13 protein-coding genes are annotated in these 16,244 nt (G+C 73.3%); 6 read left to right on the forward strand and 7 right to left on the reverse strand.

The genetic code is table 11. The features are described 5' to 3' along the window. The first annotated feature begins 24 nt into the window (after nucleotides 1-24). Nucleotides 25-1,017 (forward strand): NAD(P)-dependent oxidoreductase, encoded by a 993-nt coding sequence (locus IEZ10_RS14310; protein WP_189246981.1) that lies wholly within the window; start codon nucleotides 25-27, stop codon nucleotides 1,015-1,017. A gap of 53 nt (nucleotides 1,018-1,070) precedes the next feature. After that, nucleotides 1,071-2,048, forward strand: a complete 978-nt coding sequence (locus IEZ10_RS14315) for a DUF5996 family protein (RefSeq protein WP_229811253.1) — start codon at nucleotides 1,071-1,073, stop codon at nucleotides 2,046-2,048. A 120-nt stretch (nucleotides 2,049-2,168) separates the two neighbouring features. On the opposite strand, the gene IEZ10_RS14320 is transcribed toward IEZ10_RS14315, so the two are convergent. The 4 genes from IEZ10_RS14320 to IEZ10_RS14335 form a co-directional block, all read right to left on the reverse strand. Then, the gene (locus tag IEZ10_RS14320; RefSeq protein WP_189247145.1) at nucleotides 2,169-3,221 is read right to left on the reverse strand and encodes a glucose 1-dehydrogenase; all 1,053 of its coding nucleotides are present in this window, start codon (nucleotides 3,219-3,221) and stop codon (nucleotides 2,169-2,171) included. 2 nt (nucleotides 3,222-3,223) lie between these two features. Further along, on the reverse strand, nucleotides 3,224-3,757 hold the full coding sequence (locus IEZ10_RS14325) for a MarR family winged helix-turn-helix transcriptional regulator (RefSeq protein ID WP_189246982.1): 534 nt from the start codon (nucleotides 3,755-3,757) through the stop codon (nucleotides 3,224-3,226). 154 nt (nucleotides 3,758-3,911) lie between these two features. After that, the gene (locus IEZ10_RS14330; protein ID WP_189246983.1) at nucleotides 3,912-6,965 is read right to left on the reverse strand and encodes an FAD-binding and (Fe-S)-binding domain-containing protein; all 3,054 of its coding nucleotides are present in this window, start codon (nucleotides 6,963-6,965) and stop codon (nucleotides 3,912-3,914) included. 5 nt (nucleotides 6,966-6,970) lie between these two features. After that, complete coding sequence (locus IEZ10_RS14335; protein ID WP_189246984.1) at nucleotides 6,971-8,737, reverse strand: thiamine pyrophosphate-dependent enzyme; 1,767 nt, start codon at nucleotides 8,735-8,737, stop codon at nucleotides 6,971-6,973. A gap of 161 nt (nucleotides 8,738-8,898) precedes the next feature. Here IEZ10_RS14335 and IEZ10_RS14340 point away from each other — a divergent pair, with 161 nt between their 5' ends. Together IEZ10_RS14340 and IEZ10_RS14345 are read left to right on the forward strand one after the other, a co-directional pair. Further along, nucleotides 8,899-9,993 carry an enolase C-terminal domain-like protein gene (locus IEZ10_RS14340; RefSeq protein ID WP_189246985.1) on the forward strand — a complete coding sequence of 365 codons (1,095 nt, stop codon included), beginning with the start codon at nucleotides 8,899-8,901 and terminating at the stop codon, nucleotides 9,991-9,993. A gap of 148 nt (nucleotides 9,994-10,141) precedes the next feature. Beyond that, on the forward strand, nucleotides 10,142-11,944 hold the full coding sequence (locus IEZ10_RS14345; protein WP_189246986.1) for a glycoside hydrolase family 15 protein: 1,803 nt from the start codon (nucleotides 10,142-10,144) through the stop codon (nucleotides 11,942-11,944). A gap of 293 nt (nucleotides 11,945-12,237) precedes the next feature. Here the strand turns inward: IEZ10_RS14345 and IEZ10_RS14350 are convergent, their stop codons facing one another. Both IEZ10_RS14350 and IEZ10_RS14355 read right to left on the reverse strand, forming a co-directional pair. Next, complete coding sequence (locus tag IEZ10_RS14350) at nucleotides 12,238-13,131, reverse strand: 3-methyladenine DNA glycosylase (protein WP_189246987.1); 894 nt, start codon at nucleotides 13,129-13,131, stop codon at nucleotides 12,238-12,240. Beyond that, complete coding sequence (locus IEZ10_RS14355; RefSeq protein WP_189246988.1) at nucleotides 13,082-13,345, reverse strand: hypothetical protein; 264 nt, start codon at nucleotides 13,343-13,345, stop codon at nucleotides 13,082-13,084. The genes IEZ10_RS14350 and IEZ10_RS14355 overlap by 50 nt, the downstream gene beginning before the upstream one ends. A gap of 268 nt (nucleotides 13,346-13,613) precedes the next feature. Between IEZ10_RS14355 and IEZ10_RS14360 the strand changes: the two genes are divergently transcribed. Further along, nucleotides 13,614-13,985 (forward strand): hypothetical protein, encoded by a 372-nt coding sequence (locus IEZ10_RS14360; protein ID WP_189246989.1) that lies wholly within the window; start codon nucleotides 13,614-13,616, stop codon nucleotides 13,983-13,985. Nucleotides 13,986-14,142: 157 nt separating this feature from the next. Here the strand turns inward: IEZ10_RS14360 and IEZ10_RS14365 are convergent, their stop codons facing one another. Then, complete coding sequence (locus tag IEZ10_RS14365; protein WP_189246990.1) at nucleotides 14,143-15,159, reverse strand: YeiH family protein; 1,017 nt, start codon at nucleotides 15,157-15,159, stop codon at nucleotides 14,143-14,145. 71 nt (nucleotides 15,160-15,230) lie between these two features. On the opposite strand from IEZ10_RS14365, the gene IEZ10_RS14370 reads away from it, so the two are divergent. Then, on the forward strand, nucleotides 15,231-16,148 hold the full coding sequence (locus tag IEZ10_RS14370; RefSeq protein WP_189246991.1) for a LysR family transcriptional regulator: 918 nt from the start codon (nucleotides 15,231-15,233) through the stop codon (nucleotides 16,146-16,148). The last annotated feature ends 96 nt before the right edge of the window (nucleotides 16,149-16,244 follow it).

A 16,244-nucleotide genomic window follows, 5' to 3' on the forward strand; every position in this document is an offset into this window, starting at 1 on the left:
CCGGCGGACTGGGAGGAGCGGCACATGCGGGTGGCGGTGCTGGGAACGGGACGGATGGGCACGGCGCTGACCCGGCGGCTGCTCGCCCGCGAACACGTGGTGCGGGTCTGGAACCGTACCCGGGGCAGGACCGGAGAGCTGGTCCGGGCCGGCGCCGAGGAGGCGGCCAGTCCCGAGGCGGCCGCCCATGGCGCCGACGCCGTCCTGATGACGCTCACCGACGACCGGGCGTGCCGCGACGTCCTGACCCGTATCGCGGCGCACATGGGCCCCGACCCGCCGGTCGTCGTCGACCTGAGCACCGTGTCGCCGGCCACGGCCCGGGAGCTGCGGGAGATGACGCCGGAGCACCGGTTCGTGGCCGCCCCCGTCGTCGGGGGACCGGCCGCGCTCGCCGCCGGTCAGGCCATGGGGCTGCTGAGCGGGGACCGGGAGGTCATGGGCCGGCTCCGGTCCCTGTGGCCGGACGTCTTCTCGGTCCAGCGTTACTGCGGGGAGGACCCGGGCGCCGGCCTGATCTACAAGGTCCTCAACAACCACCTGCTCATGTCCGGTGTGGCCCTGGTCTCCGAGGTGGTCGCCACGGGACAGGCGGCCGGGCTCGACGAGAGGATGCTGCACGACTTCCTCTACCAGTGGTCGACCGTCGCCCCCGGCATGCGCAACCGGCTCGACGACATCTTCCACGGCGACCACGAGGGCTGGTTCACGACGCGTCTCGGCGCCAAGGACCTGCGGCTCGTGATCGAGCTCGCCCGGTCGCTCGGCCTCGACCTGCCGATCGCCCGGACGGTCGAACGCCGTTACGAGGAGGCGGCCGCGAGCGGCTGGGGGGACGCCGACCTCGGCGCGGTCGTGGAACTGCTCCGCTCGGAGCACCACTCCGAACACCCCCCGGGACACGAGTCCCCGGAAAACGAGGCAACGGAACACGGGACCGCGGGACACGGGACCGCGGAACACGAGGCAACGGAACACGGAACCGCGGAACACGAGGCAACGGAACACGGCACGTGACGACGTCCCGGACGCCCGGGACGGGAAGACGAGAGGAAGAGAGGAGCGGTGCGATGGCCGAGCGTGGGAACGGATGGCCGGCGCTGCCGGTGAGCGGATGGCAGCACACCTACGACACGCTGCACATGTACGCGCAGGTGGTCGGGAAGATCTCGCTCGCCCTGCGACCGATGGTCAACCACTGGTGGCAGGTGGCGTTCCACCTCACGGCCCGGGGCCTTTCCACCGGCCCGATCCCGTACGGCGAACGCACCTTCGAGATCTGCTTCGACCTGCTGGACCACTCCCTGCACATCGAGACCTCCGACGGAGGGAGCCGCACGATCGCGCTGGGCGGCGCGGTGCGCGACTTCTACGCCGAGGTCCTGCGCTCCCTGGCCCACCTCGGGGTGGACGTCGAGATCCGCACGATGCCGGTCGAGTTCGCCGACCCCGTACGGTTCGACCGGGACGACCGCCACTCCACCTACGAGGCGGCGCAGGTCCAGCGGTTCTGGCAGGTGCTCCTGCGGGTGGAGGAGATCTTCACCGAGTTCCGGGCCCGGTTCACCGGCAAGTGCAGCCCGGTGCAGTTCTACTGGGGCGCGTTCGACCTGTCCACCACCCGCTACTCCGGCCGGCCCGCCGAACCGCCGGCCGACGCCGACCCCGTCACCAGGCTGAGCTTCAACGCCGAGCAGAGCGACCTCGGCTTCTGGCCGGGCGGAACGTGGATCAACGGCGCGCGGATCGACCAGCCGGTGTTCTACTCCTACGCCTATCCCGAGCCTCCCGGCTTCCGCGACCGGTCCGTCCTACCCGAGGCGGCCTACTACGACGACGCCTTCGGCGAGTTCGTGCTGCGTTACGACGACGTCAGGAACGCCCCCGACCCCCACCGGGCGATCCTCGACTTCGCCCAGTCCACCTTCGAGGCCGCGGCGCGCCTGCAGGACTGGCCGGCCGAGGCGCTCCAGTGGGCCCAGCCCCCGCCCGCCGGCCGGGCCGCGGGCCGGGCGCCCGCCGCCTCGGGTTCCCGGAACGCCCGCTGACGGCACGCCGTCCGCGCCGCGTTCCCGTCCGTGCCGCGTTTCCGTCCGCGTGGCGCCCCGGCCGTGCCACCGGGCGGTCCTCGGACCCGGGCGTGCCCGGGTCCGCGCGGCGTGCCCGGGTCAGTCCTCGAAGGTGATGACCACCTTGACGTCGTCGGGCTCGGCGGTGAACGCCTCCGCGAACCGCTCCAGCGGCACCCGCCGGGTGATGAGCCGGCCGAGCCAGTCGCGGTCGGCCTTGGCCAGCGCCTCGGCGGCCGCGGCGTAGTGGTCGAGGTTGGCGTTGACGGACCCGATCACCGCGTCGTTCTCCAGGACGATCTCCCGGTTCAGGCCGCCCGCGTCGATCGTCAGCCGCCGCCCGGACGAGGAGACGCCCGTCAGGCAGACGATGCCGTAGGGCACCGTGGCGGTGATGGCGTCGAAGACGACCCGGCTGGCCCCGGTCGCCTCGATCACGATGTCGGGCCTGGCGGCGGCGGCCGCGTCGGAGAGGTCACCGGAGTGGTAGGTGGCCCCGAGATCGGCCACGAGCCGCGGCTTGGGCCCCTCGGTGACCACGTCCAGGACGTGGACGTCCAGGCCGCGCTGCACGCCCAGCAGCGCGGCCAGCAGCCCGATCGGCCCCGCGCCGGCGACCAGCACCGTCTCCGGCTCGAACCACGACCGGCCGCCGACCTTCTCGACCTGCTCCCACGCCTTGGCGACCACGCTGGTCGGCTCCATCAGCACGCCGACCTCGCTGAGGCCCGGGTCAAGCTTGACCGCGTAACCGGTCTCCACGGTCCAGGACCGGCTGCCGTAGCCGTCGAGATCCTTGATGCCGCGTTCGGTGTAGCGGCCGTTGCGGCACATGTCGAACTGGCCGCGCGCGCACGCTCCGCAGGGCACCGGGTCCGGGCGCCGCACCACGCCGACCACGAGATCCCCCTCGGAGAAGCCGCTGCCGTCCGGCGCCCGCCGTACACGGCCCAGGGACTCGTGGCCGATCACGAGGCGGTCCCGGCCGTCCGGCGCCGTGCCGTAGTCGCCGGCCGCGATCTCCCGGTCGGTCCCGCACACCCCGAGGGCGAGCGCGTCCACGAGGAGGTCGTTCTCGCCGGGCTCGGGGTCGGGGACGTCGATCACCGCCAGCGAGTCCTTCCGCTGGGGTACGACGGTCAGGGCGCGCATGGTCACTGGTTCCTCCTGGTGGTCCGGTCGGTGGACGGCTGGTCCGAGGCGTGCCCGGCGCCGGGTTCCTCACCGGTCCGCGCGGCGGCGGTGAACTCGGTGAGGGCTCCGGCGAGCGCCCGCCGGGTGCCGGGCGGCAGGCGGGTCAGCGTGGCGGCGATACGGCGGCGGCGGGCGGCGCGCAGGTGTCCGATGGCCCGGCGGCCGGCCGCGGTGACGTCGATGCTGATCTCACGGCGGCTGTGCGGGGACAGCAGGCGGATGAGCAGCCCGGCGTCGTCGAGCCGGGCGACCAGCCGGCCGGCGGCGGAGACCGACACGGCGAGATGGGCGGCGAGCGCGCTGAGGTTGAGGGGGCCGTGCCGGTCGACCGCCAGCAGCACGCGCAGCTGGGTGACCGACAGATCGCTGTCCTCGGCGACGGCGTCGAGCGTCATCTCCACCAGGGCGAGCGACGCCTCCTCGACCCGCCAGGCCGCCTCGGCCAGGCCGTTCCGGGGTCCGGCGGCGGTGTCGCGGGCTTCGTCGGTGTTCATCGCGCCTTTCTCGGGTGGGCCGCCGGTCGCGGGCGCCGGAGGCTCCCGGCGGGTGCGGCCTCGGGTGACCGCCCGTGCGGCGCGTCCTCTCCGGTCCCGGGGTCGCGGCCCGCGGCGGTCGTCGACGTGGTGAGTTCCCCGTGATCCACGGTTCTCACCTCCCGCCGCGAACCGGCCGTGCCCCGTCCGCTCCCGCCCGTGCCGCCTCCGCACCCGCCTGGTCCGCACGCGTCCCGGACCCGTCCGCCCGCGCCGCGTCCGCCCGTGTCCCCTCGGCCCGGTCCCGTACGGCGGCGGCGAGGACCTCCGCCAGGTGCAGCGCCCGGCGGCCGGTCCCGGCCTGTTCGAGCTGGGTCCGGCAGCTGAACCCGTCGGCGAGGACCAGCGTGTCCGGCCCGGCCGCGCGCACGGCGGGAAGCAGCTCCTGCTCGGCGCAGGCCATCGACACCTCGTGGTGGCCGGCGGTGAAGCCGAAGTCCCCGGCGAGGCCGCAGCAGCCGCCGACCACGTCGAGACGGACCCCGGCGCGTTCCAGCAGGCGGCGGTCGGTGTCGTAGCCGAGGATCGAGTGGTGGTGGCAGTGCGGCTGGGAGACCGCCGTCCCGCCGATCCGCGGCGGCTCCCACCCCTCGGCGCCGGTGAGCAGCTCGGCCAGCGTGCGGGTCTGCTCCGCCAGCCGGGACACGTCCCGGTCGTGCGGGAACAGCCCGGCGGCGTCGTCGCGGAACACGGCGGCGCAGCTCGGCTCCAGCGCGACGATCGGCACGCCGCGGCGCAGCAGCGGGGTGAGCGTGCGCACGGTACGGCGCAGCACCCGCCGGGCCGTGCCGAGCTGGCCGGTGGAGATCCAGGTCAGCCCGCAGCACAGCGTGCGGGGCGGGACGAGGACGCGGTATCCGGCCTCCTCCAGGACGTCCACCGCGGCGCGGCCGATCCGCGGGGAGAAGTTGTCGGTGAAGGTGTCGGGCCACAGCAGCACCGGCCCGCGCTCCCCGCCGCCGCGCGGGCCGCGCCGCCGGTACCAGTCGCTGAAGCGGGTGTCGGCGAACTCCGGCAGGCTTCTGGCCGGATCCACGCCGCCCAGCCGTTTGAGCAGCGCCGCCGTGCCGGGCCCGTGGGCCAGCGCGTTGACCGCCCGCGGGGCGAGCGCGGCCAGGCGCGCCCACAGCGGCAGCCAGCCCATCGAGTAGTGGGCGGCCGGGCGGAGCCTGCGGGCGTAGTGGTGGGAGAGGAACTCGGCCTTGTAGGTGGCCATGTCGACGTTCATCGGGCAGTCGTGCTTGCAGCCCTTGCACGCCAGGCACAGGTCGAGGGCGTCCCGTACGGCCTCGGAGCGCCAGCCGTCGCCGACCGGCGAGTCGGCGTGGCCGCCGAGCATCTCGAACAGCAGCCGGGCGCGGCCCCGGGTGGAGTGCTCCTCCTCGCGGGTGGCGCGGTAGGAGGGGCACATGACGCCGCCGTCGTGCCTGCGGCACTGGCCGACGCCGACGCAGCGCATGACGGCGCGCTGGAAGCTCCCGTCGTCGTCGGGGTAGCCGAAGTGGACGCGCGGGTCGGCCGGGGTCCAGCCGGTGCCCAGCCGCAGGTTCTCGTCCACCCGGTAGGGGGCGACGATCTTCCCCGGGTTCATCCGGTCGTCGGGGTCGAACACCGCCTTGACCCGGCCGAACGCCGCCATGACCGTGTCACCGAACATCCTGGGCAGCAACTGCCCGCGCGCCTGCCCGTCGCCGTGCTCCCCCGACAGCGACCCGCCGTAGGAGACGACCAGGTCGGCGGCCCGGCCGAGGAAGGAGGTGAAGGCGGCGACGCCGTCGGCGGTGACCAGGTCGAACGGGATGCGGGTGTGCACGCAGCCCTGCCCGAAGTGCCCGTACAGCGAGGCGGCGCCGTACCCGTGCTCCTCCAGGAGCCCGCGCAGATCCCGCAGATAGCCGCCGAGCCGTTCCGGTGGCACGGCCGAGTCCTCCCAGCCCTCCCACGTCTCATGCATGCCGGGGACGCGCGCGGTGGCCCCCAACCCGGACTCGCGGAGCTCCCACAGCTGCTTCTCGGTCCTCTCGTCGTCGAAGAAGGCGATGTGCGGCTCGTGCTCGGTGCCGTCGAGGTCGTCGGTGAGGGCGCGGGCCCGCTCGTCGGCCTCGCGCTGGGAGCCCGCGCCGAAGGACACCATCAGCCAGCCGCCGCCCTCGGGCAGCCGCTTCACCGCGTCGGGGTGCATGCCCTTGCGCCGCTCGTAGTCGATCAGCTTGTCGTCCACGCCCTCCAGTTGCAGCGGACGGTGGGCGGCGATGCGCGGCACCGCGTCGGCGGCGGCGATGATGTCGTGGTAACCGAGCAGGACGAGGCTCTCGGCGGCCGGGGCCGGCACCAGGCACAGCTCGGCCCGCAGCACGGCGACCAGCGTGCCCTCGGAGCCGACCAGCGCCCTGGCCAGGTGGAAGTCCCCGCCGGGCAGGAGCTGGTCGATGTTGTAGCCCGACACCCGCCGCGGGATGTCGGGGAAGCGGCGGCGGATCTCCCCGGCGTCGGCGGCGACGATCTCCCGCAGCTCACGGTAGATCTCCGCGCGCCGGCCGCCCCCGGCGAGGATCCGCGCGTACTCTTCCTCGTCGGTCGCGCCGACCCACATCCGCGTGCCGTCGTAGGTGAGGATCTCCAGGCGGTTGACGTTGTCGGCGGTCTTGCCGTACGCCTGCGCGGTCGATCCGCAGGAGTTGTTGCCGATCATCCCCCCGAGCGTGCACTGGGAGTGCGTGGAGGGCCGGGGCCCGAACATCAGCCTCGTCGGCGCCAGCCGCGCGTTGAGGACGTCGAGCACGATCCCCGGCTCGACGACGCAGGTCCGGGCTTCGGCGTCCACGGAGACGAGACGGTCGCAGTACTTCGACCAGTCGATCACCACGGCGACGTTGCAGGTCTGCCCGGCCAGGCTGGTTCCGCCGCCCCGCGAGGTGACGGGCGCCCCGTGCTCCCGGCAGACCGCGATCGCCTCGACGGCGGCCTCGACCGTGCGGGGCACCACCACGCCCAGCGGCACCTGCCGGTAGTTGGACCCGTCGGTGGAGTAGGCGCCGCGGCTGCCGGGGTCGAACCGCACCTCACCGTCCACCCGGGCGGTCAGGTCGCGCTCCAGGCCGCGCACCCGCACGTACGGCTGGGCCGGGCGGGTCGTGACCGGAGACGGCACCGGGATGACCGGGCTCATCGCGCTCACCTCCCCAGCTGGGAGATCTTGTCCTTGAACAGGGTGGTGGCGATCGCCGCCCGGTGCGGCTGCCCCCTGAGGAACGCCTCGGCGAACTTGACCGCCTGGTCGTGGCCGACCTTGCCGGGCATCGGCGGCTCGTTCGGGTTGACGTCCACGTCCACCAGGGCGGGACCGTCGTGCGCGAGCGCCTGCCGTACGGCCTCCTCGACGTCGCCGGGGGCCTTCACCTTGCGGCCGTAGGCCCCGCAGGAGCGCGCCCAGGCGGAGAAGTCGGAGGCCGGCTCGGCGAACCGCACACCGTGCTCGGGGTAGCCGAGCACCATCTGCTCCCACAGGATCTGGCCGAGGGCGTTGTTGTTGTTGATCACGACTTTGATCGGCAGCCGGTGCTGCGCGGCGGTGAGGAACTCGGCCATCAGCATCGCGAAGCCGCCGTCGCCGACGAACGCGATCACCTGCCGGCCGGGGAAGGCGTGCTGTATCGCGATCGCGTACGGCAGGCCGGGCGCCATCGTGGCGAGGTTGCCCGACAGGTAGAACCGCCGGTCGCCCCGGATCGTCCAGTGCCGCGCCGCCCAGGTGGCGATCGTTCCGGAGTCGCAGGTGAGGATCGCGTCGTCGGCCGCGGCCCGGTCCACGCAGCCCATCAGGTACTGCGGGGCGATCGGGTCGCGGTCGGGCGACTCCAGGGCCGCCATGTCGGCGCGCCAGCGGTCCATCGCCCGCCGGTACTTCTCCAGGTGGCTCCGGTCGTCCTTGCGCCTCAGCAGCGGCAGCAGCGCGGCCAGCCCCTCCTTCGCGTCGCCGATCATCGGCACCTGGGTCGGCATGCGCACGCCGGCCCGCGCCGGGTCGGCCTCGATCTGCACCACGCGGACCTTGCCCGGCTCCGGCAGGTGCTTGGTGTAGGGGAAGTTGGTGCCGACCATGAACAGGGTGTCGCAGTCATCGACGAGGTCCTCCCCGGGCCTGGTGCCCAGCAGGCCGATCCCGCCGACCGCGTAGGGCGAGTCGTCGGGGATGACGGCCTTGCCGGGCAGCGTCTTGATCACCGGGGCGCCCAGGACGTCGGCGACGGCCAGCACCTCCTCCCGCGCGTGCAGGGCGCCGGCCCCGGCCAGGATCGCCACCCGCTCGCCGGCGTTGAGCACCCGGGCGGCGGCCTCCAGGTCCTCGGGGCGCGGCATGCCGGGCGCGGGCAGGTAGATCGGCGCGGTCGCCGGGGGCCGCGCCGGGGCGACGTGCTGGTAGGGGTCGGCGTCGGCCGGGGCCACCTGCACGTCGTTGGGCAGGCACAGGTGGGCCACGCCGCGCCGGGCGTAGGCGGTGCGGATCGCGAGGTCCACCACCCCGGGAAGCTGCGCCGGGTTGTCCACGACGAGGTTGTACTCGGCGAGATCGGCGTACAGCCGGTCGAGGTGGACCTCCTGCTGGTAGCCGGTGCCCAGCACGCTGGTCTCCTGCATTCCGGTGATCGCCAGCACGGGCTGGTGGTCGAGCTTGGCGTCGTAGAGGCCGTTGAGCAGGTGGATGCCGCCGGGTCCGGAGGTCGCCAGGCAGACCCCGATGCGCCCGGTCGCCTTGGCGTGGGCGGTCGCCATGAACGCGGCGGCCTCCTCGTGGTGCACGAGGACGAACCGGACCCGGTCGGTGTGGCGGCGCAACCCTTCCATGATCCCGTTGATGCCGTCGCCGGGCAGGCCGAAGACGGTGTCGACTCCCCAGGCGGCCAGTCGTTCGATGAGCACTTCGGAGGCGATGTCGGTCATACATGCGAGCGTGCGCCGGGCGGGTGCCACCAAACGTTCGCCGAATGGAAAGTCTCGCCTTTTGCCGAGATTTGCCGTTAATCAAATGTCCCGGGGATATGGCGGCCCGACTTCCGGCGGGAGGCTCGGCAGAGGGGGGAGGCTCCGCAGGGGGAGGCGTGATGACGGCGATCAAGGAGATACGCGCCGCGGCCTACCGGGTGCCGACCGACCGCCCGGAGGCGGACGGCACCCTGGCCTGGGACGCGACGACGCTGGTGGTGGTCGAGGCCGCCGCGGAGAACACCGCCGGCACCGGCTGGACCTACGCGCCCGCGGCCGCCGCGGCCTTCGTCACCGAGGTCCTGGCCGGTACGGTGGCCGGCGCCGACGCGATGGACACCCCCGCGACCTGGACGGCGATGACCCGCCGGGTGCGCAACGCCGGCCGCCCCGGGATCGCCGGATACGCGATCTCCGCGGTGGACGTCGCCCTGTGGGACCTCAAGGCCCGGCTGCTGGGCACGCCGCTCACCCGCCTGTTCGGCGCCGCGCGCCCGGACGTGCCGGTCTACGGGTCGGGCGGGTTCACCACCTACGACGACGACACCACCCGCGCGCAGCTCCGGCACTGGGCGCACGAGCTGGGCATCCCCCGCGTGAAGATCAAGATCGGCGAGTCCCGCGGCACCGCCCCCGGCCGCGACCTGCACCGCGTCGCCGTCGCCCGTGAGGCCGTCGGCCCCGGCGCCGAGCTGTACGTCGACGCCAACGGCGGCTACACCGCCAAGCAGGCCGTACGGCTGGCCTCCCTCCTCGACGGCCAGGGCGTGAGCTGGTTCGAGGAGCCGGTCTCCTCCGACGACCTGGCCGGGCTGCGCCTCGTGCGCGAGCGGATCGGCGCCGACGTCGCCGCCGGCGAGTACGGGAGCGACCTGACCTACTTCACCCGGATGTGCCAGGCGGACGCCGTGGACTGCCTGCAGATCGACGCCACCCGCTGCGGCGGCTACACCGGCTGGTTCGGCGCCGCCGCGATCGCCGCCGGGCACCACCTGGAGGTGTCCGCGCACTGCGCGCCCAACCTGCACCTGCCCGCCGCCGCGGCCACCCCCGGCCTGCGCCACGTCGAGTGGTTCCACGACCACGCGCGCATCGAGGCCGAGCTGTTCGACGGCGCCGCCGACCCCGCCGGGGGGACCGCGCGCCCCCGAACCGACACGCCCGGCCACGGCCTGACCCTGCGGCCCGGCGCCGCCGGCCACCGCGTCGCCTGACCGGGGAAGGCCACCGGAGACCGGCGGAGGGCACGGGGCAGACCGGTAGAAGCCGATAGAAGCCGGTAGAAGACGGCATGGGACGGACCGGTGGGAGGCGCGGGACAGACCAGAAGGCGGCACGGGACGGACCGGCAGGAGGCACGGGATGCGGATCGAGGACTACGCGCTGGTCGGTGACATGCACACCGCCGCCCTGGTCGGGCGGGACGGCTCGGTGGACTGGCTGTGCCTGCCGCGCTTCGACTCCGGGGCCTGCTTCGCCGCGCTGCTGGACGGCCCGCGCGCCGGACGCTGGCTGCTGGCGCCGGCCGGCCGGGAGACCTGCACCGGACGCCGCTACCGTGGCGACACGCTGGTGCTGGAGACGACGTGGGACTCCCCGGACGGGTGCGTGCGCGTCGTGGACTTCATGCCGGCCCGCGGCGAGGCGCCCGACCTGGTGCGCGTCGTCGAGGGCGTCCGCGGCCGGGTCGAGATGCGCACCGAGCTGACGCTGCGCTTCGACTACGGCCGCGTCGTGCCCTGGCTCCGCCACGAGGGCGGCCGGCTCGCCGTCGTGGCCGGCCCGGACGCCGCCTGGCTCCAGTGCCCCGTCCCGCTGTGCCCCGACAAGGAGGCCCACCGGACCACCGCCGCCTTCACCGTCTCCGCCGGGGACCGGGTGCCGTTCGTGCTGACCTGGCGGGAGTCGTGGCTGCCCCGCCCCGAGCGGACCGACGCCGAGGAGTCCCTGACCGCCACCGAGCGGATGTGGACCCGCTGGCTTTCGGGCTGCCGCTACGACGGGGAGTACGGCGAGGCCGTCCGGCGCAGCCTCCTCACCCTCAAGGCGCTGACCTACGCCCCCACCGGGGGCCTGGTCGCCGCCCCCACCACCTCCCTGCCCGAGCGGCCCGGCGGCACCCGCAACTGGGACTACCGCTACAGCTGGCTGCGGGACGCGACCTTCACCCTGCAGGCGCTGATGCACGCCGGGTACGACGACGAGGCCACCGCCTGGCGCGACTGGCTGCTGCGGGCCGTCGCCGGCGAGCCCGCCGACCTCCAGACCATGTACACCCTCGACGGCGGCCGCCGGATCCCGGAGTGGAACCCCGACTGGCTGGCCGGCTACGAGGGGGCGCAGCCGGTGCGGATCGGCAACGCCGCCTCCGCCCAGTTCCAGCTCGACGTCTACGGCGAGATCATGGACTGCCTGGAGCTGGCGCGCGACGCCGGGCTCAGGCCGGACGACGACGCGTGGGACCTCCAGCTCGTCCTCATGGACTACCTGGAGGGCGCCTGGCGCAAGCCCGACAACGGGCTGTGGGAGACGCGTGGCCCGCGCCGCGACTTCGTCCACTCCAAGATCCTCGCGTGGGTCGCGGCGGACCGCATGATCTCCGCCGTCGAGAACCACGGCCGCGAAGGCCCCGCGCACCGCTGGCGGGCGCTGCGCGAGGAGATCCACCGGGACGTCTGCGCCCGCGGCTACGACCCCGGCCGCAACACCTTCACCCAGTACTACGGCTCGACGGGCCTGGACGCCGCGCTGCTGCTCATCCCCAGGCTCGGCTTCCTGCCGCTCGACGACCCCCGCGTCGCCGGGACGGTGGACGCGGTACGGCGCGAGCTGTCCCGGGACGGCTTCGTCCATCGCTACCGCTCCGGCACCGGGGACGTGGACGGCCTGCCCGGGGACGAGGGGGCCTTCCTCGCCTGCTCCTTCTGGCTGGCCGACGCCCTGGCCCTGCTCGGCCGCCGGGAGGAGGCCCGGGAGCTGTTCGACCGGCTGCTCGCGGTCCGCAACGACGTCGGCCTCCTCTCCGAGGAGTACGACGCCGCCCACCACCGCCAGCTCGGCAACTTCCCGCAGGCCTACAGCCACGTGTCGGTCGTCAACACCGCGGTCGCGCTGGCCGGTGACAACCGCACCCGCCGCGCCCGCGGCCACCCGGGCCGCTCCTGACCCCGCCCCCGGACGGCCCGCACCGGCCGGCCGGGCCCGGTTTCCGTACGGCCGGCGACGGGCTGGATGTGGACCGCAAGAGGTCCCTGATCCTCGCGGTCATTGAGGGCTGCCACCTCCATCAGAAGGGGCGTGGTGTTCGCCGCGCCGATGAGCGGCATGTTGATGTGGTGTTCAAGGCAGGAGACTCCGCGAAGGTCGCGATCATCTAACACAGAAGAGGAAGCGGGATGAAATCCCGAAGGGCCCCTGTCCTGGGAAATCCTATTCTCCGGAGGGTGCTCTCAGGAGAGTCATACCCCCACCCTTGACGGCGGCTCCACTCCCTCAAGCAGCGCCGCACAGACATTGATCAGCCGGGCGCGCAGGTGACCAGCGCGTTGAGAGAACGCACGTTGACGGGCCACGTACTCCGCCTTGCCCTCCGGCGTCTCGATGGCTACCGCTGGCTGTCCGTACGAGGACAGGTCATATGGGGACGCCTGCATGTCGAGTAGCCGGATGTCCTTTGCCAGCTCAAAGCAATCGAGCGCCAGTTCACCGGGGACCGCAGGACCAAGTTTGGTTGCCCATTTGTGACAGTCCATCGAGGCATGCAAGCAGCCCGGCTGGTCAAGCTCTGCCTGGCTCTTCCTCGTGGGCCGGAGCCGGTTGAGGCTCACAGCGTCCGGCGTGAAGAACCGGAACGCATCAAAGTGCGTGCAGCGGATCTGGTGAGACTCGACTACCGCATCAGTGCCTTCCTGCCCGAGTCGTAGAGGAAGTGGATGCCGATGCTCGCGTTGACGGTACACCATCGCCCACTCATGCAAGCCAAAGCAGCCGGTGAAGGCCGGCCGCGAAGCGATCGCGGACAGCAACCGATGGATGAAGCGCACCGAGTCGACCCGGTCGGCGAGGAACGCTGCTGCGTTGAAGCTGACGACGCCGTCTGCGTCCGTGGCGTACCAACGCCACTGCTGATGCGGTGCGGAACCGTTCGGCCCGGGTTCCAAGGCGATGCCTACGCCGGGATGCCAGCGTCGCAGAACAGAAGGCCTTGTGCCGTAGTAGTCGTAGAGGAAGTCATCGATCGCGTGGCGTTCTCTCGCCGCCTTGCGGGCACGGTGCTCAGCGGTCAGGGAGGCAGCGCGCTTCTCATGAGCATGTGAGAGGGAAGCCCAGGTGGAAGCGGGCAGAATGGTCATTGGTTTCACCCCCTTTATCCGCTTTGTTCGTCTTCAACACCCTATCTTTCTGGGTTTCTGAGTTGCGCATACGTAGATCCGTGTGACGTGCAGGCAGTCGCACGATCCACTCGACGGAGGATCCGCGCCGGCCCATCAGCGCCATCCACGCCTCGACGCGCCGCTCGTAGGCCGCCGCCCGGGCCCGCCACTCCTCCGGTTCCAGAACCTCCACCGCTGCATGGTATGCGCGCCCGGACGGCGCCCGTCGCACGGCCTGGCCCCCCGGGGCCCGCGCTTCCCGGGGCCCGGGGTCCCGGCAGGCCGACGCCGCCGAGCGGGCCTCCCGGCACCGCGATCCCGCGGGCTCGGGGCCCCGGGCGCCTCCCGCGACCTCGTCATTGATTGCCGTCCGTTGACCCGCTCACGTCCAGCTCCGTGATCAACGGTTCGATAACCTGGCGATCGTCACAGATAGTGACAGTAAGTGGACAGGAGGTCATATGACTGTGATCCGCCGGCTCCTTCTGGCCGGTTCCGTCTGCGCCACGCTCGCCGTCGCGGCGCCGGTCGCCGCTTCGGCGGCCGTCACCGTCCCGGCCCGTCCGACCGGCCTCACCCAGGCCGGTTTCACGGCGGGCGGCCCTGGCTGGGGCGTCCCCGGTGGCGGGTTCGTCCGTCCCGTCGGGGGCTTCTACCCGCCCGGCGCCGGTTTCGTCCGTCCCTGGGGTGGGTTCGTCCGCCCCGTGGGCTACTGGGGTCCGCCGGTCGTCGGTGGCTACTGGGGCGGCACGGCCCTCGTCGGGGGCGGCTGCGTCCCCTCGTACTACACGGGCTACACGGGCTACACGGGCTACACCGCCGGGTGCTGCTGATCCGGGATCCGTCAGCGGATGACCGGAGCTGAGGAGCCCGCGCCTTCGCCCCTGTTCACCGGCGGTTTTCGCCGGTGAACAGGGGCTCCCGTCCGATGCGCTCCGCCGGGGAACCCGGACCGCGCCTCTCCGCCCATCCCGGCCCGGCTCGGACCGGTCAGCCCCCGGGTGTGAGGACCACCACGCCGCCGAGCGCCACCAGCGAGATGAGGACCGTCGACAGGGCGCCGAGCACGACGGCCCGGCGGCCGGTGCGCGCCAGCGCCCGAAGGTCGACCGCGGTCCCCATGGCGAACAGCGCGGCGGTGAACAGCAGGGACTCGGCCGTCTTGAGCGGCGCCAGCCAGGTGGCCGGCAGGGCGCCGAGGCTGCGCAGCGCGACCATCGCGAGGAAGCCGGCCACGAAGAGGGGGACGATGGGCGGCTTCCCGCCCGTCCGGGACCCGGCCGTACGGCGGCGCAGGACGCTGACGCCGGCGATGAGCGGGGCGAGCAGCACGACCCGGGTCAGCTTGACGACCACGGCCGTCGCGAGCGCCGCCGTACCGGCCGTCTGCGCCGTGGCCACCACCTGGGCCACCTCGTGCACGCTCGCCCCGCTCCAGACGCCGAAGCCCTCCGCGGGAAGGCGCAGGAGTCCCTGGAGCAGCGGGAGGGCGACGATGCAGACGGAGCCGAACAGGGTGACCAGGGCGACCGCGGTCATGACGTCCTCCTCCTCGCCGTCGGCCACCCCGTTCATCGCGGCGACCGCGGCCGCGCCGCAGATGGCGAAGCCGGTGGCCACCAGCAGTGAGAGGTCGCGGCTCAGCCCGAGCCGGCGTCCGAGCCACCACGTGCCGGAGAAGGCGACGACGACCGTCGCCACCACCAGCAGCACCACCGGGAGCCCGAGCGCGAGGACGTCCCGTACGGCGAGCTGCGCGCCGAGGAGCACGACGCCGAGCCGGAGCAGCCGTCTGGAGGCGAACGCGAGGCCGGGCCGCAGGGCCGCCGGGCACGCTCCGAGGTTCGCCACGAGGGCGCCGAGCACGACCGCCGCCATCAGCGGGCTCACGGTGGGTAGGAGGGCGTTGATCCCGGTGGCCGCCGCGACACCGGCGGCCGACGCGACGAGCCCGGGCAGGAGGGAGCGGATGCCGGTGGCGGGTGCCGGCGCGGTGGACAGGGTCATGTCCGCATTTCTGTCAGGTGTGATGTTGGTCCGGTAGCCACCGATTTCGCGGCAGGTCATACGGTGACCGCATGAGCAACGCGCGATGGCCCGACCTGGCGAGCCTCGAACTCCTGCTCCTGGTCGCCGAGCAGGGCAGCGTCGGCAAGGCGGCCCGGCTGCACGGCATCACCCAGGCGTCCGCCAGCCGCCGGCTCGACACCCTGGAGCGGGAGCTGGGCCTGCCCCTGCTGCGCCGCTCGACGACCGGCTCCCGCCTCACCCCGCAGGGCCGGATCGTCGCCGACCAGGCCCGGGCGGCGCTGGCCGCGGCGGACGGCCTGCTGGCGAGCGTGCGGGCCCTCCGCCGGGAGCACGACGCGCTCGTGCGGGTGGCGGCGAGCATGACGATCGCCGAATACCTCATGCCGGGCTGGCTGGCCGCGCTGCGCCGTACCCTGCCCGGCGTCGAGGTGAGGCCGCGCGTGGTCAACTCGGACATGGTCTGCCGGCTGGCGCGGGACGGCGAGATCGACGTGGGCTTCATCGAGTCGCCGTTCCTGCCGCGGGGGCTGAGCACCCGGTACGTCGCCTATGACCGCCTCATCGTGGTGGCGGGGCCCCGCCATCCCTGGGCGCGGCACCCGGTCCATCTGCGCTTCGCCGATCTCGCGGCCACCCCGCTGGTGGTGCGGGAGCCGGGGTCGGGCACGCGCTCCGCCCTCGACCGCGTCATGGCCGGGCGGGTCACCGTTCCGCCCGCGCTGGAGCTGTCCTCCAACGCCGCGGTGAAGGTGGCGGTGGAGGCCGGCGCCGCCCCGGCGGTGCTCAGCGCGCTCGCCGTCGCGGCCGAGCTCCGTGAGGGGCGGCTGGTCGAGGTCCCCGTCGCGGGGTTCGACCTGCGCCGGCCGCTGCTGGCGGTCTGGCGCAGGCGGACACGCCTCCCCGGCGCCGCCGCCGAACTCGTCCGCCTCGCCGCCGCCTCCGGCCGGCCCGCGCCACCCTCCTGACCGTGGAACCACGGACCCACCCAGGGTGAAAACCATTTTTCCGGGCTAAAGCCGGATAAAGCATTCTGGGGATATCGGGAAGGGTAAAAGCCCGAT

Origin of the sequence: Streptosporangium pseudovulgare, from assembly GCF_014648055.1 — a bacterium.
GTDB classification, from domain to species: Bacteria; Actinomycetota; Actinomycetes; order Streptosporangiales; family Streptosporangiaceae; genus Streptosporangium; species Streptosporangium pseudovulgare.